Origin of the sequence: Sorangium sp. So ce321 (assembly GCF_051530195.1) — a bacterium.
GTDB lineage: Bacteria > Myxococcota_A > Polyangia > Polyangiales > Polyangiaceae > Sorangium.
The window spans coordinates 1,210,996-1,234,298 of the sequence record NZ_CP150329.1 but is presented as its reverse complement, the minus strand read 5'-3'; the positions used below and the strand labels follow the sequence as shown (position 1 = coordinate 1,234,298).

General features: G+C 71.8%; 18 protein-coding genes. 12 read left to right on the top strand and 6 right to left on the bottom strand.

The genetic code is table 11. The annotated features are described in order from the left end of the window. Positions 1-175 precede the first annotated feature (175 nt). Positions 176-1,102, bottom strand: a complete 927-nt coding sequence (locus WME89_RS04740; RefSeq protein WP_438008063.1) for a LysR substrate-binding domain-containing protein — start codon at positions 1,100-1,102, stop codon at positions 176-178. A 177-nt stretch (positions 1,103-1,279) separates the two neighbouring features. On the opposite strand from WME89_RS04740, the gene WME89_RS04735 reads away from it, so the two are divergent. Both WME89_RS04735 and WME89_RS04730 read left to right on the top strand, forming a co-directional pair. Continuing rightward, positions 1,280-2,134: an SDR family oxidoreductase gene (locus WME89_RS04735; protein ID WP_438008062.1), complete on the top strand. Its 855-nt coding sequence runs from the start codon at positions 1,280-1,282 to the stop codon at positions 2,132-2,134. Positions 2,135-2,179: 45 nt separating this feature from the next. Then, positions 2,180-3,505, top strand: a complete 1,326-nt coding sequence (locus WME89_RS04730; RefSeq protein WP_438008061.1) for a flavin-dependent oxidoreductase — start codon at positions 2,180-2,182, stop codon at positions 3,503-3,505. A gap of 129 nt (positions 3,506-3,634) precedes the next feature. Here the strand turns inward: WME89_RS04730 and WME89_RS04725 are convergent, their stop codons facing one another. After that, positions 3,635-3,817, bottom strand: coding sequence for a hypothetical protein (locus WME89_RS04725; RefSeq protein ID WP_438008060.1), 183 nt, complete (start codon positions 3,815-3,817; stop codon positions 3,635-3,637). Between WME89_RS04725 and WME89_RS04720 the strand changes: the two genes are divergently transcribed. The 3 genes from WME89_RS04720 (at position 3,816) to WME89_RS04710 (ending at position 7,644) form a co-directional block, all read left to right on the top strand. Next, complete coding sequence (locus WME89_RS04720) at positions 3,816-4,556, top strand: FAD-dependent oxidoreductase (protein ID WP_438008059.1); 741 nt, start codon at positions 3,816-3,818, stop codon at positions 4,554-4,556. The two genes, WME89_RS04725 and WME89_RS04720, sit on opposite strands and share 2 nt — an antisense overlap. Positions 4,557-4,742: 186 nt before the next feature. Next, positions 4,743-5,771, top strand: coding sequence for a sulfate ABC transporter substrate-binding protein (locus tag WME89_RS04715; protein WP_438008058.1), 1,029 nt, complete (start codon positions 4,743-4,745; stop codon positions 5,769-5,771). Beyond that, positions 5,704-7,644: a SulP family inorganic anion transporter gene (locus tag WME89_RS04710; protein WP_438008057.1), complete on the top strand. Its 1,941-nt coding sequence runs from the start codon at positions 5,704-5,706 to the stop codon at positions 7,642-7,644. Before WME89_RS04715 ends, WME89_RS04710 begins: the two co-directional genes overlap by 68 nt. Positions 7,645-7,669: 25 nt before the next feature. On the opposite strand, the gene WME89_RS04705 is transcribed toward WME89_RS04710, so the two are convergent. The 3 genes from WME89_RS04705 to WME89_RS04695 all read right to left on the bottom strand — a co-directional run bounded on the left by WME89_RS04705 (position 7,670) and on the right by WME89_RS04695 (position 10,325). Then, entirely contained in the window at positions 7,670-8,659 is a 990-nt protein-coding gene (locus WME89_RS04705; RefSeq protein WP_438008056.1) for a quinone oxidoreductase family protein, read from the bottom strand. A gap of 88 nt (positions 8,660-8,747) precedes the next feature. Next, positions 8,748-9,203 carry an Rrf2 family transcriptional regulator gene (locus tag WME89_RS04700; RefSeq protein ID WP_437623781.1) on the bottom strand — a complete coding sequence of 152 codons (456 nt, stop codon included), beginning with the start codon at positions 9,201-9,203 and terminating at the stop codon, positions 8,748-8,750. Between the two features lie 231 nt (positions 9,204-9,434). Then, complete coding sequence (locus WME89_RS04695) at positions 9,435-10,325, bottom strand: LysR family transcriptional regulator (protein WP_438008055.1); 891 nt, start codon at positions 10,323-10,325, stop codon at positions 9,435-9,437. 111 nt (positions 10,326-10,436) lie between these two features. Between WME89_RS04695 and WME89_RS04690 the strand changes: the two genes are divergently transcribed. Next, complete coding sequence (locus WME89_RS04690; RefSeq protein ID WP_438008054.1) at positions 10,437-11,411, top strand: alpha/beta hydrolase; 975 nt, start codon at positions 10,437-10,439, stop codon at positions 11,409-11,411. Between the two features lie 34 nt (positions 11,412-11,445). Further along, on the top strand, positions 11,446-11,586 hold the full coding sequence (locus WME89_RS04685) for a hypothetical protein (protein ID WP_438008053.1): 141 nt from the start codon (positions 11,446-11,448) through the stop codon (positions 11,584-11,586). A 4-nt stretch (positions 11,587-11,590) separates the two neighbouring features. Here the strand turns inward: WME89_RS04685 and WME89_RS04680 are convergent, their stop codons facing one another. Then, on the bottom strand, positions 11,591-14,755 hold the full coding sequence (locus WME89_RS04680) for a DNRLRE domain-containing protein (protein ID WP_438011886.1): 3,165 nt from the start codon (positions 14,753-14,755) through the stop codon (positions 11,591-11,593). A gap of 417 nt (positions 14,756-15,172) precedes the next feature. Between WME89_RS04680 and WME89_RS04675 the strand changes: the two genes are divergently transcribed. The 5 genes from WME89_RS04675 to WME89_RS04655 all read left to right on the top strand — a co-directional run bounded on the left by WME89_RS04675 (position 15,173) and on the right by WME89_RS04655 (position 23,123). Beyond that, positions 15,173-18,847: a kelch repeat-containing protein gene (locus WME89_RS04675; protein ID WP_438008052.1), complete on the top strand. Its 3,675-nt coding sequence runs from the start codon at positions 15,173-15,175 to the stop codon at positions 18,845-18,847. A 413-nt stretch (positions 18,848-19,260) separates the two neighbouring features. After that, positions 19,261-20,199: an aldo/keto reductase gene (locus WME89_RS04670; RefSeq protein ID WP_438008051.1), complete on the top strand. Its 939-nt coding sequence runs from the start codon at positions 19,261-19,263 to the stop codon at positions 20,197-20,199. Between the two features lie 5 nt (positions 20,200-20,204). Further along, the gene (locus WME89_RS04665; protein ID WP_438008050.1) at positions 20,205-21,050 is read left to right on the top strand and encodes a 3'(2'),5'-bisphosphate nucleotidase CysQ family protein; all 846 of its coding nucleotides are present in this window, start codon (positions 20,205-20,207) and stop codon (positions 21,048-21,050) included. Between the two features lie 6 nt (positions 21,051-21,056). Continuing rightward, a complete protein-coding gene (locus tag WME89_RS04660; RefSeq protein WP_438008049.1) occupies positions 21,057-22,205 on the top strand; it encodes an NAD(P)/FAD-dependent oxidoreductase in 1,149 nt (382 codons plus the stop codon). 75 nt (positions 22,206-22,280) lie between these two features. Continuing rightward, a complete protein-coding gene (locus WME89_RS04655) occupies positions 22,281-23,123 on the top strand; it encodes an SDR family oxidoreductase (protein ID WP_438008048.1) in 843 nt (280 codons plus the stop codon). Positions 23,124-23,303 lie beyond the last annotated feature (180 nt).

The following is a 23,303-nucleotide window of genomic DNA, read 5'->3' as shown; positions in this document are numbered from 1 at the left end:
ACAGTCCGCGCGCGGGTTCCACGCCGAGGAGCGCGAGGACGAGGCCGCCGACAATGTACTGCGCCTCGATGGAGCTGTGGACCTTCCCGTCGACCTTCGTCGCGAATTTGATGGGCCAGGACGCTCCACCTGCGACGGCAAGCCGAGCCGCGCGATGGCGGCGAGGCCAGCCGCGCTACGCGTCTCCCCCGTTCTTCTCGAACCAGGCCGCCAGCATGTCGAGGAACACGCGCGTCTTCGGGACGAGCGCGCCGCCGGGCGGGAACACCGCGTGGACGTCGAAGCCGCGAGGCGTCCACTCCTCCAGGACGGGGACGAGCCGCCCCTTGGCCAGGAACGGCCGGACGAAATACCGGGGCGACCGGACGACGCCCGCGCCGGCCGCCGCGGCCTGCACGGCGAGCTCGAAGCTGCTCAGGGAGAGGCGCGGCCGCACGACGAGCGAGAGCTTCTTGGCGCCGCAGGCGAAGGGCCATGCCTTGGGCCCGCCGCCCTCGCGCGGGACCATGACCATGACCGTGTCGTGGGTGCCGAGCAGCTCCTCGGGCCGCGCCGGGGCCCCGCGGCGCTCGAGGTAGCGCGGGCTCGCGTAGTAGCCGCCGGTCGCCACGCCGAGCCGCCGGGCGACCAGCGACGAGTCGTCGAGCGGGCCGACGCGGAGCGCGAGATCGAAGCCCTCGCGCACGAGGTCGACCCGCCGCACCGACGTGTCCAGCTCGACGGACACGTCGGGATACCGGGCCAGGTACGGCGTGATCACCCCCTCCATCAGGATGCCCGCGAGCGCGGCCGACGTGGTGACCCGCAGGAGCCCGCTCGGCTTCGACTTCGCCATCGCCACCACGGCCTCGGCGTCGCGCGCGGCGGCGAGCGACCGGCGCGCGTGCTCGAAGTACGCGCGCCCCTCGTCGGTCACGCGGAGCGAGCGCGTCGTGCGCACGAGCAGCGAGACGCCGAGCCGCTCCTCGAGGTCCTGCACCCGCTGGCTGAGCGTCGCCTTCCGCGCCCGCAGCGCGCGCGCGGCGGCGGTGAACCCGTTCGCCTCGACCACGGCGACGAACGCGGCGAGCTCCTCGAGCGACCGGCCCGATTGGTACTCCATTCGTTCCAGTCTGTCGTTCCCATAGCACATTGTCAAAGTCGATGTCTGGCCGCATCGTACCGTCGTGGCGCCGGAGCGCTGGTCCCGGGGGCACCGATGGCTCTGGACCGGCGCGCGGCGCGTCGATGTCGCGCTCCACGGCGCGGTTCAAGCAAGGTTCAGGCAAGGAGATACCCCATGATCCTCGTGACGGGCGCTGGAGGGACGGTCGGATCTGCCCTCCTCGGAGAGCTGAAGTCCTCTGGCCACAGGCCCCGCGTCGCCCACCGCTCCAGGGACAAGGCCGAGAGGGCGCGGGCCGCGGGCGACGACGCCGTGATGCTCGATTTCGCGCGGCCGGAGACGCTCGGGCCGGCGCTCGAGGGCGTCGATGCCGTCTTCCTGCTCGGCGCCGGCGGCCTCGGTCAGGTCGAGGGGGAGATCGCCGTCGTGGACGCGGCGAGGGCCGCCGGGGCGAAGAGGATCGTGAAGCTCTCGGCCTGGAACGCCGCGGGAGAGGCGTACTCGTTCGCGAAGCTCCACAGGTCCATCGAGCGCGCGGTGGAGTCCTCGGGCCTCGCCTTCACGCTGCTCCGCCCGAACGGCTTCATGCAGAATTTCGTGAACTTCATGGCCGGATCGATCAAGGCCCAGGGCGCGTTCTACCAGCCGGCGGGCGACGCCCGGATAAGCCACATCGACGTGCGCGACATCGCGCGGGTCGCGGCGCGGGCGCTCACGACCTCCGGGCACGAGGGCAAGGCGTACGAGCTCTCCGGCCCGCGGGCGATCTCGTACGGCGAGGCGGCGGAGATCCTCTCCGGCGTCCTCGGCAAGAGGGTGAGCTATGTGGCCGTGTCCGACGACGCGGCGCGGGCCGGCATGGTGGCCGCCGGGATGCCGGAGCTCTACGCCGACCACGTGATCGACCTGAACCGGCATTACCGGACCGGCGCGGGCAGCGCTGTGTCGACGGCGGTGAAGGACGTCACCGGGCGAGAGCCGGTGTCGTTCGAGCAGTTCGCCCGCGATCATGCGGGCGCGCTCCGCTGATGCCCGCCCATTGATTCCTCCGGCGCGAGATGCGACCGTCGCTGCATGCGCGTGCTGATCGCCGGAGCTGGCATTGGAGGTCTGGCCGCGGCGCTCAGCTTGCACGCGGCCGGCATCGAGGCGCAGGTCGTCGAGGCAGCCCGCGAGTTCCTGCCGCTGGGCGTCGGCATCAACCTCCTCCCCCACGCCGTCCGGGAGCTCACGGAGCTGGGCCTCGCCGACGAGCTCTCGGCGGCGGGGATCCCCACGGCCGAGCTCGTGTATCACGACCGGTTCGGCAGCCGGATCTGGGCGGAGCCGCGGGGCGTCGCGGCCGGCTACCGCTGGCCTCAGTACTCCATCCATCGCGGCGAGCTCCAGCTGCGGCTGCTCGCGGCGGTGAAGCGGCGCCTCGGCGCCGCCGCCGTGCGCACCGGGCTCGCCGTGGAGCGGTTCGAGCAGACCGGCGCCGAGGTGCGCGTCGCGCTGCGGGACCGCGCGACAGGCGCGCTCGACGAGGTCTCCGCCGACGTCCTCGTCGGCGCCGACGGCATCCATTCGGCGGTGCGCGCGGCGCTGCACCCGGGGGAGGGGCCGCCGCGCTGGAACGGAGTTCACATGTGGCGCGGCGTGACCGAGGGCGAGCCGTTCCTCACCGGGCGCAGCATGATCATGGCGGGGAGCAACCTGACCGCCAAGTTCGTCGCCTATCCGATCTCCCGCGCCGCGGAGCGCCGCGGCCGGGCGGCGATCAACTGGGTGGCCGAGGTACGCCTCCACGACGGCGCGACCGTCGCGCCCGAGAGCTGGGACCGGCGAGGCCGGCTGGAGGACGTCTCACCCCACTTCGCCGCGTGGCGCTTCCCCTGGCTCGACGTGCCCGCGCTCATCGCCGGCGCCAGCGCGATCTTCGAGTATCCGATGGTCGATCGCGATCCGCTGCCGTGGTGGAGCGCTGGCCGGGTGACCCTGCTCGGCGACGCCGCCCATCCCATGTACCCCATCGGCTCGAACGGCGCCTCCCAGGCGATCCTCGACGCGCGCGTGCTCGCCTGGCACCTCGCGCACCTCGCGCACCTCGCCGCCGCGGCCTCCCCCGAGGCGGCGCTGGCCGGCTACGAAGCAGCCCGCCGGCCGCCCACGAGCGCCCTCGTCCTCGCGAACCGCGCGATGGGTCCCGAGCGCGTCATGGCGCTCGTGGAGCAGCGCGCGCCGCGCGGCTTCGCGCGGATCGAGGACGCGCTGAGCAGGGACGAGCTCGAGGAGATCGCCCGCAGCTACAAGGCGGCGGCCGGGTTCCAGATCGAGGAGCTCAACGCCCGTCCGTCGTGGAGCGTCGAGCCTCGCGAGCCGGCCCGGGCGCACGCCCACGCGGCGGCGCCGGCGGGCTAGAAGCGCGCCGCGCCTGTGCCCCGCCGCGGAGCGCCGCGCGTCCACGACCTCGGCGGGCATTCCCCCGAGGCGCGCGCGGCAGCCACCGTCGGACAGGTCGGCGACCGCGCGCAAGGGAGGGGCGATCGGTCACCCGGAGGTCGATCGCGCGGACCGCTTCTTGCGCAGCTCGATCAGCCTGCCCGCGTGCTTGACGAGGACCGCCCGGTTCAGCCGCAAGAACTTGACGATCACCTCCAGCTCCGCCGCGCTGAAGGCCTCGAGCGCCTTGTTCCCCTCCTCCACCAGCGGGCCGTAGATCGCCGCTGTCATGACCGAGGGCTCCTCGTTCATCTTCGCGCCCCACGGCCTGTTTTCGGTCATGCACACCATGGAGTTCCCCTGGGACGCCGCGGGCGCGCCGAGGACGGGCGTCGGCAGCACCGAGGCCGATCTGATCCGCGCGTGGCCTGGGCTGCTCCATGACAACACGCGCGACTATTTCATGTGGGGCGTCGCGTGGAAGGCCGACCGCGTTCCCGCGCGCCTCCTCGAGATGCGCGGCGGCGAGCTGCTCCCGCTCGTGAAAGAGCTGACGCCCGGGTGGAGCCCGAGGATGCATCGGATCTATGACATGAGCGATCCCGGGTCGACGTTCTCGATCAACATCTCGACGTCCGAGCCGATCAAGCCGTGGGAGGCCAGCGACGTGACCCTGCTCGGCGACGCCATTCACACGATGACGCCGGGCCGCGGGGCTGGCGCCAACACGGCGCTCCGCGACGCCAACCTGCTCCGCAAGCGGCTCATCGACGTCCGAGACGGCAAGCTCTCGCTGCTCGAGGTGGTCCACCGGTACGAGGCGAAGATGGTCGAATATGGGTTCAAGGCCGTCGCCGAGTCCTTGAAGGACCAGGGCGGCGACAGCCCGATGTACAAGCCGGTGATCGGCTCGATGATGCTGGCCGGGATGCGGACGATGCTCCGGGTGACGAGCCTCTTCCCGCCGATGAAGCGGAGGATGGCGAAGAGCCTCCTGCGCGAGCGGGGCGCCGGGCGGAAAGAGGATTGAGCGAGGGCACGGGCGGCGTGTCGCTCTCCCCGTTCGACCCGTGGATGTTCGTCATTCGCGTGACGAGCGCGCGACGATCATGCTGGAACCCGCCGCAAGTGTCCGCTATATTGACATTTGCATCCGTTATAAAAGACGTACGCCTCTCCCGTGGCAGGGTTTCCCGCCGCGGACCCTGGTACTTCCATGGTGACGACCCGCGCACTCAACATCTTTTCGATCGTGCTCGTCGTTCTGGCGGTCGGCGCGATCACGGTGAAGAACGTCGAGGGCAGGGCCCCCGTCGAGCTGTTGAACGTCTCGTACGACCCTACCCGGGAGCTTTACGCGCGCATCAACCCGGTGTTCGCGGCCAGGTACGAGAAGGAGGTCGGGAAGCGGGTTCTGATCAAGCAGGCGCACGGCGGCTCGTCCAAGCAGGCCCGGTCGGTGATCGCCGGGGAGCAGGCCGCGGACGTGGTGACGCTGGGGCTCCCTTCGGACGTCGAGTCGCTCCACAAGCACGGCCTCATCGCCGACCGCTGGTCACAGCGCCTGCCGAACAACTCGCAGCCCTATTACTCGACCATCGTGTTCGTCGTCCGGCGTGGAAATCCGCTGAGCATCCACGATTGGCCCGACCTCATCAAGCCGGGAGTCGAGGTGATCACCCCGGACCCCAAGACCTCCGGCAACGGCAAGCTGAGCGCCCTTGCGGGCTGGGGAGCAACGCTGGCCCGCGGAGGAACCGAGGCGGATGCGAAGGCCTACCTCAAGGCCCTCTACGAGCACGCCCCCTTCCTCGAGGCCGGCGCGCGCGCCGCCGCCGTCGCCTTCGCCGTCGAAAAGCTCGGCAACGTCCACCTCGCCTGGGAGAACGAAGCGCTCCGCGAGGTCGCCGAGGCGAGCGGCGAGCTCGAGATCGTCTACCCTCCCGTCAGCATCCTCGCCGAGCCGGCGGTCGCGTGGGTCGACACGAACGTCGCCAAGCATGAGCTGCGATCGGCAGCCGAAGCCTATCTGGCCTACCTGTTCACCGACGAGGCACAGGAGATCATCGCGCAGAGCGGGTACCGGCCCTTCAACCGGAAGGTGCTCGACAAATACGGGGATCGATTCCCTCCGCTCAACCTGCTTTCAATCACGGCTATCGCAGAGAGTTGGGAAGATGCTCAGCAGAAATTCTTCGCCGAGAACGGGATCATCGAGACCGTCTACAAGCCCAATCCCAGATAGCTCCTTGGAACCGGGCTCCACGCCCTGGCCCTCGCAGCCGAGCGCGAGCCGGGGCGAGGAGCGGGTGAGCGGCGAGGAGGGCCCGCGCGGCGCCGCGCGATACGGGCTGAGCAAAGCCCGCCGGGACCTGCAAGCGGCCATCACGGTCGCGGTGATCTCGCTCCCGCAGAGCATGGCTTACGCGCTGGTCGCGGGGGTCGATCCTCGCTTCGGGCTGTACACGGCCATCGTCTTCACGGCGGTCGCGGCGGTGCTCGGGTCGTCCTCCCACCTCATCAACGGGCCCACCGGGGCAGTGTCGCTCGTCGTCTTCAGCACGCTGTCGTTCATCGATCCCGAAGCTCGCCTCGACGCGTACGAGGCGATGTTCTTGCTCGCCGCGATGATCGGCGTCATCCAGATCGCGATCTCGGTGCTCAAGCTCGGGGATCTGACCCGGTATATCTCCGAATCGGTGATCACCGGCTTCATGAGCGGCGCCGCGCTCCTGACGATCGTCGGGCAGGTCGCCAGCGCGCTCGGGCTCCGGAGCCAGGGCACGGGCCATCAGCACGTGTTCTATCGCCTGTGGTTGACGCTGACCCAGGGCGGTCCCATCAACGGCAAGGCTCTGGCGATATCCGCAGGGAGCATCGTCCTGTCCTTGATCGCGCGTCAGCTGGTCAGGCGCTACAAGCTGCCGCAGCTCGATACGTTCGTGGTCCTGCTCGCGGTGTGCGCGTACGCTTACCTCGCAGGTTGGTCGGAGCCAGGCGCGACCGGCAAGCCTGCTGTGGCGCTGATCGAGGAGGTGCCCGCGAGCCTCCCGAGGCCGCACATCCCGGAGATCGAGTGGGCTTGGCTCGGCAAGCTGTCTTCTGGCGCCTTTGCCATCGCGCTCCTGGGCCTCCTCGAGACCTTGGCGATCGCCAAGGCCATCGCGCACAAGACCCGGCAGACGATTGATTTCAATCGACAGTGCCTCGCCGAGGGCATCGGCAACCTGACCGGCGCGTTCTTTCGCTGCATGCCAGGCGCCGGTTCGCTCTCTCGCTCGGCGATCAACTATCAGGCAGGCGCGGCCACGAAGCTCTCAGGCCTCTACACCGCGGCGCTCGTCGCGGTGATGGTGTTGCTGCTCGCCCCGCTGACCCACTACGTCCCGAAGGCGGCGCTGGCCGGCCTCCTCGTCGTCGCCGCTGCGCGTCTCATCGACCCCGAACGCCTGCGCTACGTCGTCCACGCTTCCCGCTACGACGCCGCCCTCCTGATCCTGACCTGGCTCTCCGTGCTCGTCATCGGCGTGGAGTTCGCGATCCTCATCGGTGTCGGCTTCTCCCTCGTGCTGTTCGTCCCGCGCGCCGCGAAGCTGAAGGACGCCGAGCTGGTCGTGACCGAGGAGCGCGTCGTGCGCGAGAGGGTGCGCTCGGACCCGAGGTGCACCGCGGTGGCCATCCGCGATCTCGAAGGCGAGCTCTTCTTCGGCGCCGCCCCGGAGCTCGAGCGGCACCTCGAGCACGCCGTCCGGCTCGCGCGCAAGCAGGGCACGCGCCATATCGTGTTGAGGGTCAAACGGTTGCGCAACCCGGACGCAGTCTGCCTCGAGCTCCTGGAGCACTTTCTCCGGGATACCTCGCGCCAGGGCGTGGCGGTCTTCCTGGCAGGTGTCCGGCCGGATCTTCTGCGAGGGATGCAGCGCTTGCGGTTCGACGACTGGTTTCCCATGGAGCGCCGCTTCGTCGAGGACGACGAAGGCAACGACGAGGACTCCGCGACCCTCAAAGCCGTGCGCAAGGCCTACGATCTCCTCGGCCCCGGCAACACCTGCGAGCACTGCGCGGCGCTCGCCCTCTCGGAGAAGCCCGTGGGCGCGGCGGCCTACTATCTCGTGTGAGGGACGACCGGGGCGCGGCCGCGGCTCACGCCACGGTGAGCACGACCTTGCCCGTGGTGTTGCGCCCGCCCATCGCCGTGTGCGCCTCCGCGGCGTGCGCCAGCGCGAACGGGGCGTGGACGGGCGTGCGCAGGCTGCCTGCGAGGGCGAGCTCGAACAGCGTGGCGAGGGTGCTCGACACCCAGGCTGGCTCCTCGGCCAGCGGCACATACAAGGAGAACCCGCTGATGGAGTGGTTCTTCACGGGGAGCCCGCCGACCACGGCCTCGGTGATTCCGAGGCTGCCGCTCGCGGCGCCGTAGATGACGATCCGGCCGCGCGGGGCGAGGCCCTCCAGGCTGGCCGCGCGGAGCTCGCCGCCCACCGCGTCGAAGACGACGTTGGCGCCGCGGCCGCCGGTCGCCTCGCGCACGCGAGCGACCCAGCCGACTTCAGCGTAATTCACCCCCACGTCCGCGCCGAGCGAGCGCGCCAGGGCGAGCTTGTTTTCGCTGCTGGCCGCCGCGATGACCTTCCCCGCGCCGGCCCGCTTGGCGAGCTGGATGAGGAGCGCGCCGACGCCTCCCGCCGCGGCGGTGATGAGCACGGACGCGCCGCGCTGGACCTCGGGCGCGCTCTCGACCAGCCCTTGCGCCGTGAGGCCCTGCACGAGCAACGCGGTGGCCTCGGCGTAGCCGATGCCGTCGGGGAGACGCGCCGCCTGCTGGGCCGGGAGCGTCGCATACTCGGCGTAGCCGCCGCCGCTCGCGCGCAGGCCGGCGACGCGCGCGCCTCTCGCCAGGTCGTCCACGCCAGGACCGACCGCCTCGACGACACCGGCGACCTCCACGCCAGGAACGAACGGATACGCGACCGGCGCGGGGTACACGCCGGCGCGCTGGAGGAGGTCCATGTAGTTGACGCCCGCGGCGTGGACACGAACCAGCACCTCGCCCGGACCGGGCTTCGGGGTGGGGACGTCGACGAGGCGGAGCTGCTCGACAGAACCAGGGGAAACGATCTGGATGGCCTTCATGGGAACTCCTATTTGGAATCAATGAAGTTACAATTCTGAGCATGAAGAGCCGCGCCGTGGCGCGGCTCCCAGGGAAATACCCTCGGTTTTACGAGGCGGTGCGCTTCGCGCAGCCCTTGAGGCGAGCGTGGATCTCGCGTTCCAGGTCGGCGATCGTCACCCGCACCAGGCTGTCTTTCAGGGCCTGCTCGGCCACGCCGAACACCTCGTCGAGGTAGTCGGTGATCAGAGGAGCAATGTCGCAGGAGAGGCTTGGACCATGAGGGTTCCTGGCGATGATCTCCTCATCCTGCTCGACCGCCTCGTACACGTCGCGCAGCGTGATCCGCTCCGGCGGTTTGGCCAGCGAGATGCCGCCGCCCACGCCGCGCTTCGTGTCGACCAGCCCTGCGCGCCGGAGGCTGCCCAGCAGGCGACGCACGACGACCGGGTGTGCCTGGACGCTCTTCGACAGCTCCTCCGACGTGAGCGTCGCCTGCCGCTCGCGGTGCACGAATGCCAGCTTACCGAGCACATGGATCGCCATGGCGAAGCGAGACGTCATTCGTAAACCTTTGGGTTACATATGGCGCCGCGAGCGTCACGTCAAGGGAGCGCCCGGCGGTCGCGGCCGGCCTCGGTCACGGCGCGCCGCCGGCCTCGGTCACGGCGCGCCGCCGGCGGGGAACGGCAGGCCCTCGAATGGCATCGACGACAGCACCTCGAGCGTCCGGATGGGCAGCCTCTGAAGGAACCCTGGCCAGATATCGACGGGTCGTCACGATGGAGCGCGTGGTCAGCGCTCCGGCAGCAGGTGCTCCGCCAGGTAGTCGATGAACACGCGGAGCTTCGGCGGAACGTGCTTCGCCTCTGGCCACACGACGTGGCACGCCACCGGCGCGCCGACCTGCTCGGCGAGCACCGGAACGAGCGTGCCGGCCTCCAGCTCGTCGCGGATGAGCACGTCGGCGACGTACGCGAGCCCGCGACCGCGCACAGCGAAGTGAATCAGGAGATCGAGGTTGTTCGCGACCACGCTCGTGCGCGCAAACCGTGGCGCGGAGTCGGCTGGCTCGCGCACCGTGAGCGCGTGCAGACGACCGCTCGTCGAGAGGCGAAACTGCAGGAGATCGTGCCGCGCCAGATCGCGCGGAAGCCTGGGAGCGCCGCGCCGCGCGAGGTACTCGGGCGAGCCGACGAGGAGCGCGCGAAACGCGCCCAGGTAGCGCGCCGTCAGCGTCGAGTCTTCGAGCACGCCCGATCGAATCGCCGCATCGAAGCCTTCGCGTACGAGATCGACATAGCGGTTCGTCGACTCGATCTCGAGCACGACGGACGGGTACGCCTCCTGGAAGTCGGCCAGCGCCGAGCGGAACGGGCCGCCCGCGACGGGCACGCTGATGCGCAGCGTGCCTCGCGGCTCACCGTTCGCCTCCGCGAGCTCGGCCTCCGCCGCGCCGACCTCGGCGAGGATGCGCCGGCACCGCTCGACGAAGCGCTCGCCCTCCGGCGTGAGGCGCAGGCTGCGGCTCGTGCGCTGGAAGAGCCGCGCGCCGACGCGCTCTTCGAGCCGCGTGATGCTCTTGCCGACCGCCGACGCAGATACCCCCAGCGCGCGCCCCGCCGCGGCGAAGCTCCCGCGGTCCACGACCTCGATGACGACGCCGAGCGCGCTGAGGCTTTCCACGCTCTCGCGAGGCTATTCCAGGCTCGCGCCGCGATCATGGACAAAAATGTCCGGGTTGCCCGGAGCCGCGCCCGTCTTCCGGAAGCGGAGCGTCGACCGTAGGGTCGCCGCATGAGCATCCGCGACTTCGTTCATCCCGAGCTCGTTGCTTTCCTCGACACGCTCCCGACGTTCGACCTCCGGGCCGATACGCTCCCCGAGATCCGCCGCGCGACCTCCGCGCAGCCGCCGTTCGGGGCGCTGCCCGGCGGCGCGGAGGCGACACGCGAGGAGCTCCATGTTCCCGGCCCCGAGGGCGCGCCTCCCGTGCGCGTGCTGATCTATCGCCCTGCGCGAGCGGAGGGCGGCTCACTCCTTCCCGCCGTGCTCCACATCCACGGCGGCGGATTCGTGATCTGGGGGCCGGAGGTCAACGATCTTCGCAATCGCTTCATCGCGGCTGACATCGGCTGCGTCGTCGTCTCCGTCGACTATCGCCTCGCGCCCGAAGCGCCCTTCCCTGCTCCGCTCGAGGACGCCTACGCCGGGCTGAAGTGGCTGCACGCGAACGCGAGGTCGCTCGGGGTCGATGCGTCGCGCATCGCGGTGCAAGGCGAGAGCGCAGGCGGCGGGCTCGCCGCAGCCCTCGCCCTGCTCGCGCGCGATCGCGGCGAGGTCCCGCTCGTCTTCCAGCTGCTCGTCTATCCGATGCTCGATGACCGCACCGGCACGGCCGGAGAGGGAGCGAAGGCCCCGCGCAGCGGCGAGCTCGTGTGGACGCGGGCGAACAACCGCTTCGGGTGGCAGGCGATGCTCGGGCGGGAGCCGGGCGGCGCCGACGTTTCGCCCTACTGCGCTCCCGCGCGCGCGACCGATCTCGCGGGATTGCCGCCGGCGTTCGTGCAGGTCGGGTCGCTCGATCTCTTCGCCGACGAAGACGTCACGTACGCGCTGCGTCTCCTCCGCGCCGGCGTGCCCACGGAGCTGCACGTGCATCCGGGGCTCTTCCACGGCGCCGACGTGTTGCCCGGCACGCGCATCGGCGAGGCGTTCGCGCGAGAGGCCCACGAGGCGCTCCGCCGCGCGCTCTCGGCAAAGCTCACATGAGCCGCGTGTCCGCCGGAGCCTTCTTGTGCTCGTCGTGACGTCCATCGTCTCGATGGCGGCGAACAACGACCTGCGGGACCAGGATGTCCGTGCCGTGCTCGCCGGCGTCGCCACCCTGGTCTCGACCTGGACACAGCTGCCTGACATCGCGCAGCAGTGCCCAGGTCGAGGCTAGCTTCTCAAGGGGTCACGTAGCAGACGTCGAGGCGCGGCCGCTCGGCGGCGCCGGGCTCCTCGCTCGACCGGAGGGTCCGCTTGCCCGGACCGACCTCGCGCAGCAGCACGCCGTGGTTGTCGAGCGCGCCCGAGACCCAGTCCTGGACGAGCGCCGTCACGTCGCAGGACACCGTGGCTGTCCGGTTGGCCGGCACCGCGAGCGACGCCTCGACGGCCGCGTCGAAGGCGCCGTTCAGCGTGTTGTACGTGACGGTGGCCTCGGACCAGGGCGCGGTGATCGCGTGGACGTCGAGCGGCGCGGCCGTCGGGGCGTAGAGCGCTCGCACCGAGAGCGTCGCGCCCTCGATGGTCGCGTCCACCGGGATCGCGCCGAGGTTGAAGGCGACGAGGCCCATCTTCACGCCGCCGCCGGAGGTACCCGTGAAGAGGCCGGGGTACGAGCCAGCATTCGTGTTCGGCTCGGAGGACGAGATGAAGGAGTCGGCCGCTCCGCCCACGCCGCCGCGGTAGATCGCGACGCAGACCGGATCGCAGGCATTGCCGTCGCCGTCGCCGTCGTCGTCGCCCTGCCCCGGGTTCGCGTCGCCAGGGCAGTTGTCGCAGAGGTCGCCGACCCCATCGGCGTCGGCGTCCGCCTGGTCGGCGTTCGCCGCGACGAGGCAGTTGTCGCACGCGTCGCCGACGCCATCGGCGTCAGCGTCCGCCTGGTCGGCGTTCGCCGCGAGGGGGCAGTTGTCGAGGCTGTCGCTCACCGCGTCGCCGTCGCTGTCGACCCACACCGGGATGTCGACCTCGAACGAGGCGCTCGCCGCGTTGCCCGCCGCGTCGGTCGCGCTGCAGGTGACGGTGGTGAGGCCGACCGGCAGGACGGTGCCCGGCGCCGGCGAGCAGCTCACGGCGACCGGGCCGTCGACGGCGTCGAGCGCGACGGCGGTGAAGGCGAGCGCCGCGCCCCACGGCCCCTCCGGCTGCACGGTCATCGACCCGGGGATGGAGAGGACCGGCGCCCGCGTGTCCTCGACGATGACGGCGAAGGTGCCGTAATCGAGGTTGCCGGTGGCATCGAGCGCGTAGCAGTGGACGATGGTCACGCCGATCGGCAGGGTGCTCCCCTCGGGCGTCGTGCAGATCACGGGGACGGCGCCGTCGACGTCATCGATCGCGGAGACAGTGAAGGTGGCCGCCGCGCCGTTCGCGCCGGTCGCCTCGATCACGAGGTCGCCGGGCACGGAGAGCGTCGGCTCGGTCGTGTCGCCGACCGCGCCGGTGCCGCACTCGAGCCGCAGATCCAGGTCGAAGACCGGCGGCGGGATGAGCATGACGGCGCTCTCGACATGAGGCTGCTCGGCGGCGCCGGGCGCGTGGCAGCCGGGCTTCTCGGCGCGGACCTTGTAATAGCCGGTGAGGACATCCCAGCCGAAGTGCCCCTCCGCGTCGGAGATGCTCGGGTTGGCGCGGTTCATGGGCGACATGATCGCGCTCCCGTCCGGCACGACGGTGAACGAACCCGGAGCGCCGGTGTCGGAGCGGAGGAGCGTGACAGTGGCCCCGTCGATCGGCGCGCCGCCCACGGTCCGGATCCACCCGCTCGGGTCGATGTAGATCGGGAAGCTGAAGCTCGAGGTCGTCGGGCCGCACTGCGTCCGGAGGAGGACGGTGGCAGCCCCGTGGTTGGGATAGAAGGGCGGGATCACGGCGCGGAACTGGCCGTTCCCGTCGAGCTGCATCGGGCCCGCGGCGAACGTGAGGGTACCGAACTTCACGTCGTAGCTCGCCGTCCCGCCAGCGCAGCCGGGCGCGGTCAGGGTCGTGGGATCGTGCCAGTAGACGACGGGGACGTCGCCGCCGCCCGTGGAGGAGGGCTGGAGATCGACGCCCGCGGGCGGCGCGGCCGGCTTGCCCAGCTGGAGCTGCTGAGGCCCGTAGAGGGGGGCCGGCGCCAGGTCGAGCACGCTCTGGATCAGGTTCGACCCCGCCGGCGGGAACGCCGTGATCCGGTACGCCGTGATGGTCGGCATGCGGTTCGCCGTGAACTCGCCGAGCTCGTTGGTCGTCCCGTACCACGGGCAACGGCCCTGCCCCGCCGTCTCGCAGATCTGGACGGGCGCGCCGGCCACTCCCACCGCTTGACCTGCCTCGTCCAGGGCCGTGACGCGCCCCTGGATGACCCCGTCCCCGTCATTCAGGCTGCCGTTCCTGACCGAGTAGAGGTAGCGCCCCTGCTGGAGGGACCGCTCGCTGTGGCTGACGAGCGCGTAGGACAGGTCGGTGTCGATGAAGATATCCGTGATGTCCTGATCCGAGAGGAGCTGGACCTTGTTCTTCGCCAGCTCGTAGGCCCCGCGCGGGTGTGTGCCGTCAGGGAGCACGCCGGGCGCGTAGCCCACGCGGGCCGTCTCGCCGCCGAGCCCTCCGACGCCGCCGCTCGCCGAGCCGGCGTTCCACTGGATCTGATCGTAGTTGAAGAGGACGTCGAAGTCCCCCTTGGCGCGATAGACAGAGTTCTGCAGCGGATCGCAGTCCGGGTCGGCGGGGTCGCAGGCCGGGGGCGGAGTGCACTCCGGCGATGTGGGATTGCAGTTCGGCGGCGGACAGTCCGGGTCGGCGGGGTCGCAGATCAGGTCGGTGCACGTCGGCTCGGCGGCGTCGCAGGTATGGGCGTCGACGAGCAGGAGCTGGAAGAGGTTCAGTCGGTCGGTGCTGGCCGAGTAGTAACCCACGCCCGCGGCGCTCCCCGAGCTCGGGTCGAAGCTCGCCCACACAGCGCAGAAAGCCCGGCGGCCGTCGCCGGGGAGCTTCTCCACCACGCCCCAGTGGACGAGCCCCGAGCCCGGGCCCGTCGTGTCGACGTCGGCGAAGAAGGGAGCGATGATGGCGCGGTCCGTGCTCTCGAGCGGGAATGGCGTGAAGACGTTGAGCGGACCGTCGAAGGTGACGTTGCCGTTGTTGTTGACGTAAACGCTGTTGTAACGAATATCGAAGAAATTAACTTCGAACGGAAGTCCCTGTACGCCGCTCGATCCATCGTCGTTTGGCGGCAGCGTGCTCTCGAAGCAACCCTCGTCATAGATCACTGCGTTCGGCCCGACGGCGAGCGCCTCGCTGGGTAGACACCAACAAAGCACCAGGGCGCCGGCGGTCCCCCACCGACCAACATTGCGCGTCATCCTATCCTCGCTTCGCCTCACACACACAAAGAGGCGCCATGATAATGCATGCTCCCGCGCGACGATGGAATCCTTTTTTTGTACGCGGGGCGTCGTTCGCCGTTCGTCGTTCGTCGTTCGTCGTTCGTCGTTCGTCGTTCGTCGTTCGTCGTTCGTCGTTCGTCGTTCGTCGTTCGCCGTTCGCCGTTCGTCGTTCGCCGTTCGTCGTTCGTCGTTCACCTTTCGTGCCGCGGGCGCATCGAGCGGCTCTCGTTTGAAGGACAATGGAATTCGCTGCCCCTGAAGAAGCGAGTCTTCGTCGTCCTCATCTTCCTCGCCCTCCGCCTCGGCGTACTCCGCTCACGATGGAATTGCGCGCGAGGCACCTGCACCTTGACGCCGTTTCCGGCGCCTGGCTCTCATGGCGGCATGAGGCGCATGCCCATTTCGCCGTGCGAGACCGCATCAGCCCGCACTGGCCTGCTGCCTGGATTGCTGCTCGCGGCGCTCGCCGCGGCGTGCTCGCCTCCGGAGCCGCCGGCGGCCGAGGTGCTCTCGGAGCGGTTCCCCGCCGTGGCAGCGCGCGTCGTCGATCGAGGTGACGAGATGGTGGAGCGGGGCGCCAGCTTCACCCTCGCGGACGGTCGTGCCGCGGGGCGCCTCGCCGTGGAGGTGCCCCACGACGCGGCAGATCCGGTCCGCTTTCGCCTCCCCGGCGTCGGGGGGTGCGCCGGCCCGGCGGCGGTGTGCCCGGACGCGCTGGAGATCCAGGTGCGCGAGGCGGGGGCGCGAGGAAGGGTGATGCGCGCAGGCCGCGCGCTCGCCCACCGGCGGCCCGGAGCGACATCGTTCTGGACCGTCGAGCCCGGCGCAGCCGAGGAGTGGCTGCTGCTCGAGGCGGACGCGGTCCGGCGCGACGCCCCCGTGGCGTCATGGCATGTCGAGGGGGCGACGCTGCGCCAGGCGGGCGACGTGGTGCTCGCGGTGGACGGGGCCGGCGTCCCGCGGCTGCGCGTGACGGCGCCGGAGGCCTATGCCAGGGGGGGCGAGCGTCCCGTCGGCGCGCGCCTGTCGGTGGAGGGCGCGACGCTCGCGCTGCACGTCGACGCCGACGGAGAGGCGGTGCTCGTCGACCCCCTCTGGGAGCAGGTCCCCGCGGCGATGAGCGCGGGGCGCCGGGAGCACACCGCGACCCTGATCGCGGAAGGCACGAGGGCCGGCCAGGTCCTCATCGTGGGCGGGTACAACGGGGCAGCCGCGCTGAACACCGCGGAGCTGTATGACCCGCTGACGAACAGGTGGTCGACCACGGCCACGATGGGCGCCACGGGACGTTACCAGCACACCGCGACCCTGCTGCGCGACGGGCGCCGGGTGCTCGTCGCGGGCGGGCGCACCGGAGCGAGCGTCGTGGGGACGGCGCAGATCTACGATCCCGACGGCAACACCTGGACGAGCGCCGGGGAAATGGGCAATCGCGCGTCCCACACGGCGACGCGCCTCGACGACGGCGACGTGCTCGTCGCGGGTGGGATCGACGGCACCAGCGTGATCGGCGACCCGCGGCGCTACGATGCCGAGACGGGCGCCTGGTCGGCCGCGGGGAGGATGGGCGCGCGCTACACGCACACAGCCGTCGGGCTGGCCGACGGGACGGTGCTTGTCGCGGGCGGGTACTCCACCAGCTACCTGGACACCGCGGAGATCTACGACCCGGCCACCAACGCGTGGTCGCCGACCGACGGCCTGACCACGGCGCGGCGTTCGCACAGCGCGACGCTCCTGCCGAACGGCGACGTCCTCGTCGCCGGCGGCGACAACGGGGCGCACCTGCGGAGCGCGGAGCGGTACGACCTCCGGACGCGGACATGGCTGCCCGCCGGCGACATGCCTGTTGCGCGCAGCAGCCACGCCGCGGCGCTGCTCATCTCGAACAGCGCGGTCCTGGTCACCGGCGGCTTCAACGGCAGCTATCTCGCCTCGACAGCGCGGTACGACGTGGCGAGCGGGACGTGGTCGGGGGCCGAGGACATGCGGGCCGCCCGCGGTTACCACACGCTGGTGGCGCTCGGCGACGGTCGGCTCCTGGCGGCGGGAGGACGGAACACGACGGCGGCCCTCACGAGCGCCGAGCTCTATCTCCCCGAGTCCCCCGACGGCGCGCCATGCGCCAGCGGCAGGGAGTGTCTGAGCGGGCATTGCGCCGACGGGGTCTGCTGCAACACGGCGTGTGGTGGAGACGACCGGAACGACTGTCAGGCGTGCAGCGTCGCGGCCGGCGCGGCCGTGGACGGCGTGTGCGGCCCGCGCGCCTCGGGGGCGGTCTGCCGCGCCGCGGCCGGGAGCTGCGATGTCGAGGAGCGCTGCAACGGCAGCGCCGGCGACTGCCCCGCCGACACGTTCGCGCCGGCCACCGCCGTCTGCCGGCCGGCCGCGGGCCTCTGCGACGCGGCCGAGCGCTGCACCGGCACCTCCATCTCCTGCCCGGCGGATGTCCTCGCGCCAGCGACCGACGTCTGCCGGCCGGCCGCAGGCCCCTGCGACGCGGCCGAGCGCTGCACCGGCAGCTCCACCGCGTGCCCGGCCGACGCCTTCGCGTCGGCCGCCACCGTGTGCAGGCGGGCGGCGGGCCCCTGTGACGCGACCGAGAGCTGCACCGGCAGCGGCGTCGACTGCCCCGCGAACGTCTTCGCGCCAGCGACCGACGTCTGCCGGCCGGTCGCGGGCCCCTGCGACGCAGCCGAGCGCTGCACCGGCAGCGACGGCGCGTGCCCCGCCGACGCCTTCGCGTCGGCCGCCACCGTGTGCAGGCGGGCGGCGGGCCCCTGCGACGCGACCGAGAGCTGCACCGGTGGCGACGCCGACTGCCCTGCCGACGCCCTCGCGCCCGCCACCGCCGTCTGCCGGCCTGCGGCGGGGCCCTGCGACGTGGCCGAGCGCTGCACCGGCAGCGCCAACGCATGCCCCGCCGACGCCCTCGCGGCGGCCGAGACCGAGTGCGCGCCCGGCGCCTGCACCGACGACGCGACATCGAGCTTTCCGCCGAGCGTCTGCACTGCGGACGGCGCCTGCGTCGAGCGCGCCGCCGTGGACTGCGGCCTCTACGCCTGCGCGGGCGGCGAGTGCCTGACCGGGTGCTCGAACCACGAGCAATGCGACGCGGGCGCCTACTGCGACGCCTCGGTCTGCAGGGCGAAGAAGCCGCTCGACGCGCCTTGCGCGGCGGCCGTCGAGTGCGCCGAGGGCGCCTGCATCGGCGGCGCCTGCTCGCTCGACGGCGACAGCGACGGCGTCATCGACGCGGCCGACAACTGCGTCGACACGCCGAACACGACGCAGACCAACAGCGACGACGACCCCGAGGGCAACGCGTGCGACGACGACGACGACGGCGACGGCAAGCTGGACCCGGAGGACGCCTGCCCCACGGTCGCGGACGCGGGCAGCACCTCGGACCAGGCCTGTGGCTGCGACCCGCCCAGGCAGGACGGCGACGGCTGTGATGACGGCAACCCCTGCACCCAGGTCGACACCTGCCGCGAGGGGCGCTGCGTCGGCGGCGACCCCTTCGCGTGCGCCCAGCCCGACCCGAGCACGTGCAGGTTCGCGGCCTGCGAGCGGCAGAACGGCGCGTGCGTCGAGCGCAACAAGCTCGAGCGGGCGCCGTGCCCGGGCGGGATCTGCGTCGCCGGCGGCTGCTTGCCCGACGACCCTGGCAGCGGAGGCGCTGGCGAAGGCGGTGGCCCGGGTAGCGGCGGCGGCGGCGGGCTGGGCGGGGCCGAGGCAGGGGCGGGCGGAGCCGCTGGCGGCGGAGGCGGAGGGGGCGCCGGGCCGGGCACCGGAGGGCCGGACGGGGCAGCGACAGGCGGCGATGGGGGCACTGGGGGCAGCGCGGCCGGCGCCGGGGAGGCCTTCGGCGAGGGCGGGAAAGGGCAGCTCCGGCTCCGCGGCGGCGGCTGCGCCAGCAGCGCCGCCGCGAGCGGCGGCGGCGCGAGCGGTGGCGGCGCGAGCGGTGGCGGTCACGGTCCGCTGTGGCTCGCTGCGGGGCTGCTCCTCTCACGCCTGCGGCGCTGCGCGTCCAGCGTGGCGCCACGCCGCACGTCGGTCTCGTGAGCTTGGGCGACCTCCGCCCCCGATCTAGAGACCCCCGATCCCGCTCTCCGGGGCTGCCGGCTCGAAGACACCCGCGCGGGCGGATCCCGCCGCGCGCGGGCGGTCCATTCTGGAACGCGCTGTCCAGAATGGCCGCAACCTCGCCTCCGCGGAGCGGACCCCGCCACGCGCAGGCAGTCCATTCTGGAACGCGCTGTCCAGAATGGCCGCAACCTCGCCTCCGTGGAGCGGACCCCGCCGCGCCCGGCAATGCGCTCCCCGGAGCGCTCCATCCCGCTCGGCCGGTAGGCTCGCCGGCCCCCTGAGCCCATCGGTCGCGCTCCACCCCGCTGCCTGGCGCCGCGCGCGTCCTCCCCGGGGACGCCGCGCCCTATTTCGTGGCGCCCCTCCCGCGCTGGTGTAGATCGCGGCCCGTGAGGAAACGCCCCCTCGGCAAGACGACCCTCCAGGTCTCGGAGCTCGCCCTCGGCACCTGGGGCCTCTCCAGCGACGGCTACGGCCCGGTCTCCGAGGCCGAGGTCGATCGCGTCATCGACCGCGCGCTCGCCGTCGGCATCGACCTCTTCGACACGGCCGACGTCTACGGCCGCGGCGAGATGGAGCGCCGCCTCGGCAAGCGGCTGAAGGGCGCTGGCCCGACGTTCGTCGTCACCAAGATCGGCACCGATCTCGAAGGCCTTCCGACGAAGCGCTTCGACCCGGCCTACCTGCGCACCGCGTTCGAGCGGTCCCAGGAGCGGCTCGCCCGCGACGTGGTCGACGTCGTCCTGCTCCACAACCCCACCGTGGCCGCGATGAGCTCGAAGGAGCCCCTCGCCTTCCTGAAGGAGCTCAAGCAGGCCGGGAAGATCCGCGCCTTCGGCGTGAGCGCCGGCTCGGCGGACGTCGCCCGCTCCGCGCTGCGCGACGAGGTCGATCTCATCGAGATCGCCTACAACGCCTTCCTCCCCGGCGACCTCCACGAGGTCGCCGGCGACGTCTCCGAGAGCGGCGCCGGCGTCCTCGCCCGCTCGGTGCTCGCGCACGGGCTGCTCGCCGGCCAGTGGAGCGCCGACCGCGAGTTCTACGCCGACGACCACCGCGCGAACCGGTGGACCCGCGACGAGTTCAGGACCCGCATCCGCCAGCTCGACGCGCTGCGGCCGATGGTCACCGGCGCGGTCGTCTCGCTCCGCTCGCTCGCGCTGCGCTTCGCCCTCGCGAACAACCTCGTCTCGTCCGCCGTGCTCGGCCCCCGCTCGGTCGCGCAGCTCGATCAGCTCGTCCGCGAGGCCGGCATGCCCCCCTACCTCCACGAGACGACGCTCATGGAGCTCTCCGGACGCCTCAAGCAGGCCGGCATCGAGGTGTGAGCAGGATGAACCAGAACGACAGGGAGCTCGACGAGATCGTCCGCATCGCGCGCGCGGCGGCGGCGATCGTGATGGACGTGTACGCGACGCCGTTCACCGTCGAGATGAAGGGCCCGGGCGACCCGGTGACCCGCGCCGATCGCGAGGCCAACGCGCTCATCTGCAGCGCGCTCGAGGCCGCGTTCCCCGGCGAGGCGATCCTCGCCGAGGAGAGCGTCCCGGCGGCCGACGAGCTCGCCGCGCGCTTCCGGCAGGAGCGGGTGTTCTTCGTCGACCCGCTCGACGGCACGCGCGAGTTCGCGGACCGGAACGGCGAGTTCGCCGTGATGATCGGGCTCTCCGTCCGCGGCCGCGCCGCGCTCGGCGTCGTGGTGATGCCCACGACCGGCGAGGCGCTGGCCGGCCGCGTCGACGAAGGCGGCGGCGACGGGGGCTTCGCCTTCCTCGAGGCGAAGGACGGCAGCCGCCGCCCGCTCCGGGTCTCGTCCGTGGGCGCACCGGCCGACGCGGCGCTCATCGTCTCGCGGTCACACCGGCCAAAGGAGCTCGAGCCGCTGATCGCGCGGCTCGGCATCACCAGGGTCGTCCCGTGCGGCTCGGTCGGCGTGAAGATCGCGCGGATCGCGACGGGCGAGGTCGACCTCTACATCCACGGCGGCGGCGGCGCCAAGCTCTGGGACAGCTGCGCGCCCGAGGCCGTGCTCCTCGGCGCGGGCGGTCGCTTCACCGATCTCGCCGGCGCGCCCATCGACTATGCCGGCCCCGGGCTCAAGCTCGCCCGCGGCATCATCGCCTCGAACGGCGCCCTCCAGGACGCCGTCGTCGCCGCGGCGAGGTCGGAGCTCGGCTGAGGCGCGATGCGGGCCGAGGCGGAGATCGTCATCATCGGCGCGGGGATCATGGGCCTCGCGATCGCCTACAACCTCGCGCGGCACCACGGCATCACGGACGTCGTCGTCGTCGACCGGAGCTACCTCTGCGGCGGCGCCAGCGGCCGTAACGGCGGCGGGGTGCGGGCGCAGTTCTCGAGCGAGGGGAACATCCGGCTGATGCAGGAGAGCATCCGCATCTGCCGGGATTTCGCCCGCGAGATGAAGATCAACGTCTGGTTCCGGCAGGGCGGCTACCTGTTCCTCGTGCGCAGCGAGGCCGGCCGCCGGACGCTCGAGAAGAGCGTCGCCGTGCAGAACGCGTGCGGCCTCGGGACGCGGATGCTCACCGCCAACGAGGCGCGCGCGGTCGTGCCCGAGCTCTCGACCGAGGGCGTCGTCGCGGCGAGCTACAACCCCGATGACGGCGTCGTGTTCCCCTGGCCCTTCGTCTGGGGCTACGCCGAGCGCGCGCAGAAGCTCGGCGTCGACATCGCCACCTTCACGAACGTCCTCGGCTTCCGCACCCAGGGCGCGCGGATCGACGCCGTGGTCACCGATCGCGGCGAGATCCGGACGCGCAAGGTGGTCAACGCCGCCGGCGCCTGGAGCCCGGAGGTCGCGCGCCTCCTCGGCGTGGAGCTGCCCAACCACCCGCACCGCCACGAGATCTGCTCGACCGAGCCGCTCAAGCCCTGGCTCGGCCCGCTCGTCGCGGACCTGTCGAACGGCCTCTATTTCTCGCAGTCGATGCGCGGCGAGATCGTGGGCGGCATCTCCAACGAGGACGTCCCCGAGGGCCTCGACATGGGGTCGAGCCACAAGTTCCTCGCGCTGTACTCACGGGCGCTCGTCACCGCGTGCCCGATCCTCGGCAGCGTCAAGGTGCTGCGGCAGTGGGCTGGCTGCTACGACCTCACCCCGGATCAGAACCCGATCGTCGGCGGGGTCGACGAGGTGGAGCACTTCTACCAGGCGTCCGGGTTCATGGGGCACGGCTTCATGATCGCGCCGGTCATGGGCAAGCTCATCGCGCAGCACATCGCCGAGGGCACCGCCCTGCCGCTGTTCGACCGCTGGAACCTGCGCCGCTTCAAGGAGGGCCGCCTCCTCAGCGAGGCGATGATCATCGGCTGAGCGGCCCCCGCTCGCGGCCCCATCGGCCGCGCGCCTCGGCCCCGCCGCGCTTCGTCTATACTCGCCCCCCTTCCCATGGGTCACCTCGTCCTCGTCACCGGATCTTCGAGCGGCATCGGCCTCGCCACCGCCGTCGCGTGCGCGGCCGCGGGCCACCGGGTCATCGCCACGATGCGCCGCCCCGAGAAGGCCTCCGCGCTCCTCGCCGCGGCCAGCGCGCGCGGCGCCTCGCTCGAGGTCGAGCAGCTCGACGTCGCCGCGGAGGGCGCGCCCGACCGGGTCCGGGAGATCCTCCAGAAGCACGGCCCCGTCTACGCCCTCGTGAACAACGCCGGCATCGCGGTCGGCGGCGCCTTCGAGGAGCAGGCCGACGACGACGTGAAGGCCCAGTTCGCGACCAACGTCTTCGGCCTCATGGCCGTGACCCGCGCGGTGCTCCCGTCGATGCGGAGCGCCGGGCGCGGCCGCATCATCAACGTCTCGAGCGTCTCCGGGCTCGTCGGCCTCCCCGGCGTGAGCATCTACGCGGCCACGAAGCACGCCGTCGAGGGCTTCAGCGAGGCGCTGCGCTGGGAGGTCGCCCCGTTCGGCGTCCACGTCTGCCTCGTCGAGCCCGGCACCTTCAAGACCGAGATCTTCTTCGAGAACCAGCGGCGCGGCGCCCACGTCTCGCCCGACGGCCCCTACGCCGCGATGACCAGGGTGCTCGAGCAGCTCGTCCTCGAGGACGCCGCCAAGGCCCCGCCGCCCGCCCCGGTCGCGGCGGCGATCCTCCGCCTCATCGAGGACGCCTCGCCCCCGTTCCGGACCCTCATCGGCCGGGACGCACGCGCCCTCGTCGCGCTGCGTCGTGTCATCCCTGACCGGCTGTTCGCCACGGGGATCCGCCGGCTGGTCCAGGTGCCCCGCTCGCGTTGACACGCTCTCGGGCGCCGAATAGTTTCGGCTCCGCCGCTTCCATCACGGGGCGGCGCCATGTCGTGGCCGAAGGGGGGTCGCGCCCCCATGCCGCGCGCTGTTTTTGTCCGCTGTCGTCCCCTCAGGCTAACGAAGGCTAGCCGCTGACCGCCTCTCCTGCCGCGCACACCGCGCGGCGGC

Bases quoted from the DNA above. Each gene is read 5' to 3' on its own strand.
- WME89_RS04740 (WP_438008063.1), bottom strand. From the start codon at position 1,102: ATGGAGTACCAATCGGGCCGGTCGCTCGAGGAGCTCGCCGCGTTCGTC.
- WME89_RS04735 (WP_438008062.1), top strand. From the start codon at position 1,280: ATGATCCTCGTGACGGGCGCTGGAGGGACGGTCGGATCTGCCCTCCTC.
- WME89_RS04730 (WP_438008061.1), top strand. From the start codon at position 2,180: ATGCGCGTGCTGATCGCCGGAGCTGGCATTGGAGGTCTGGCCGCGGCG.
- WME89_RS04720 (WP_438008059.1), top strand. From the start codon at position 3,816: ATGACCGAGGGCTCCTCGTTCATCTTCGCGCCCCACGGCCTGTTTTCG.
- WME89_RS04725 (WP_438008060.1), bottom strand. From the start codon at position 3,817: ATGACAGCGGCGATCTACGGCCCGCTGGTGGAGGAGGGGAACAAGGCG.
- WME89_RS04715 (WP_438008058.1), top strand. From the start codon at position 4,743: ATGGTGACGACCCGCGCACTCAACATCTTTTCGATCGTGCTCGTCGTT.
- WME89_RS04710 (WP_438008057.1), top strand. From the start codon at position 5,704: ATGCTCAGCAGAAATTCTTCGCCGAGAACGGGATCATCGAGACCGTCT.
- WME89_RS04705 (WP_438008056.1), bottom strand. From the start codon at position 8,659: ATGAAGGCCATCCAGATCGTTTCCCCTGGTTCTGTCGAGCAGCTCCGC.
- WME89_RS04700 (WP_437623781.1), bottom strand. From the start codon at position 9,203: ATGACGTCTCGCTTCGCCATGGCGATCCATGTGCTCGGTAAGCTGGCA.
- WME89_RS04690 (WP_438008054.1), top strand. From the start codon at position 10,437: ATGAGCATCCGCGACTTCGTTCATCCCGAGCTCGTTGCTTTCCTCGAC.
- WME89_RS04680 (WP_438011886.1), bottom strand. From the start codon at position 14,755: ATGACGCGCAATGTTGGTCGGTGGGGGACCGCCGGCGCCCTGGTGCTT.
- WME89_RS04675 (WP_438008052.1), top strand. From the start codon at position 15,173: ATGCCCATTTCGCCGTGCGAGACCGCATCAGCCCGCACTGGCCTGCTG.
- WME89_RS04665 (WP_438008050.1), top strand. From the start codon at position 20,205: ATGAACCAGAACGACAGGGAGCTCGACGAGATCGTCCGCATCGCGCGC.
- WME89_RS04660 (WP_438008049.1), top strand. From the start codon at position 21,057: ATGCGGGCCGAGGCGGAGATCGTCATCATCGGCGCGGGGATCATGGGC.
- WME89_RS04655 (WP_438008048.1), top strand. From the start codon at position 22,281: ATGGGTCACCTCGTCCTCGTCACCGGATCTTCGAGCGGCATCGGCCTC.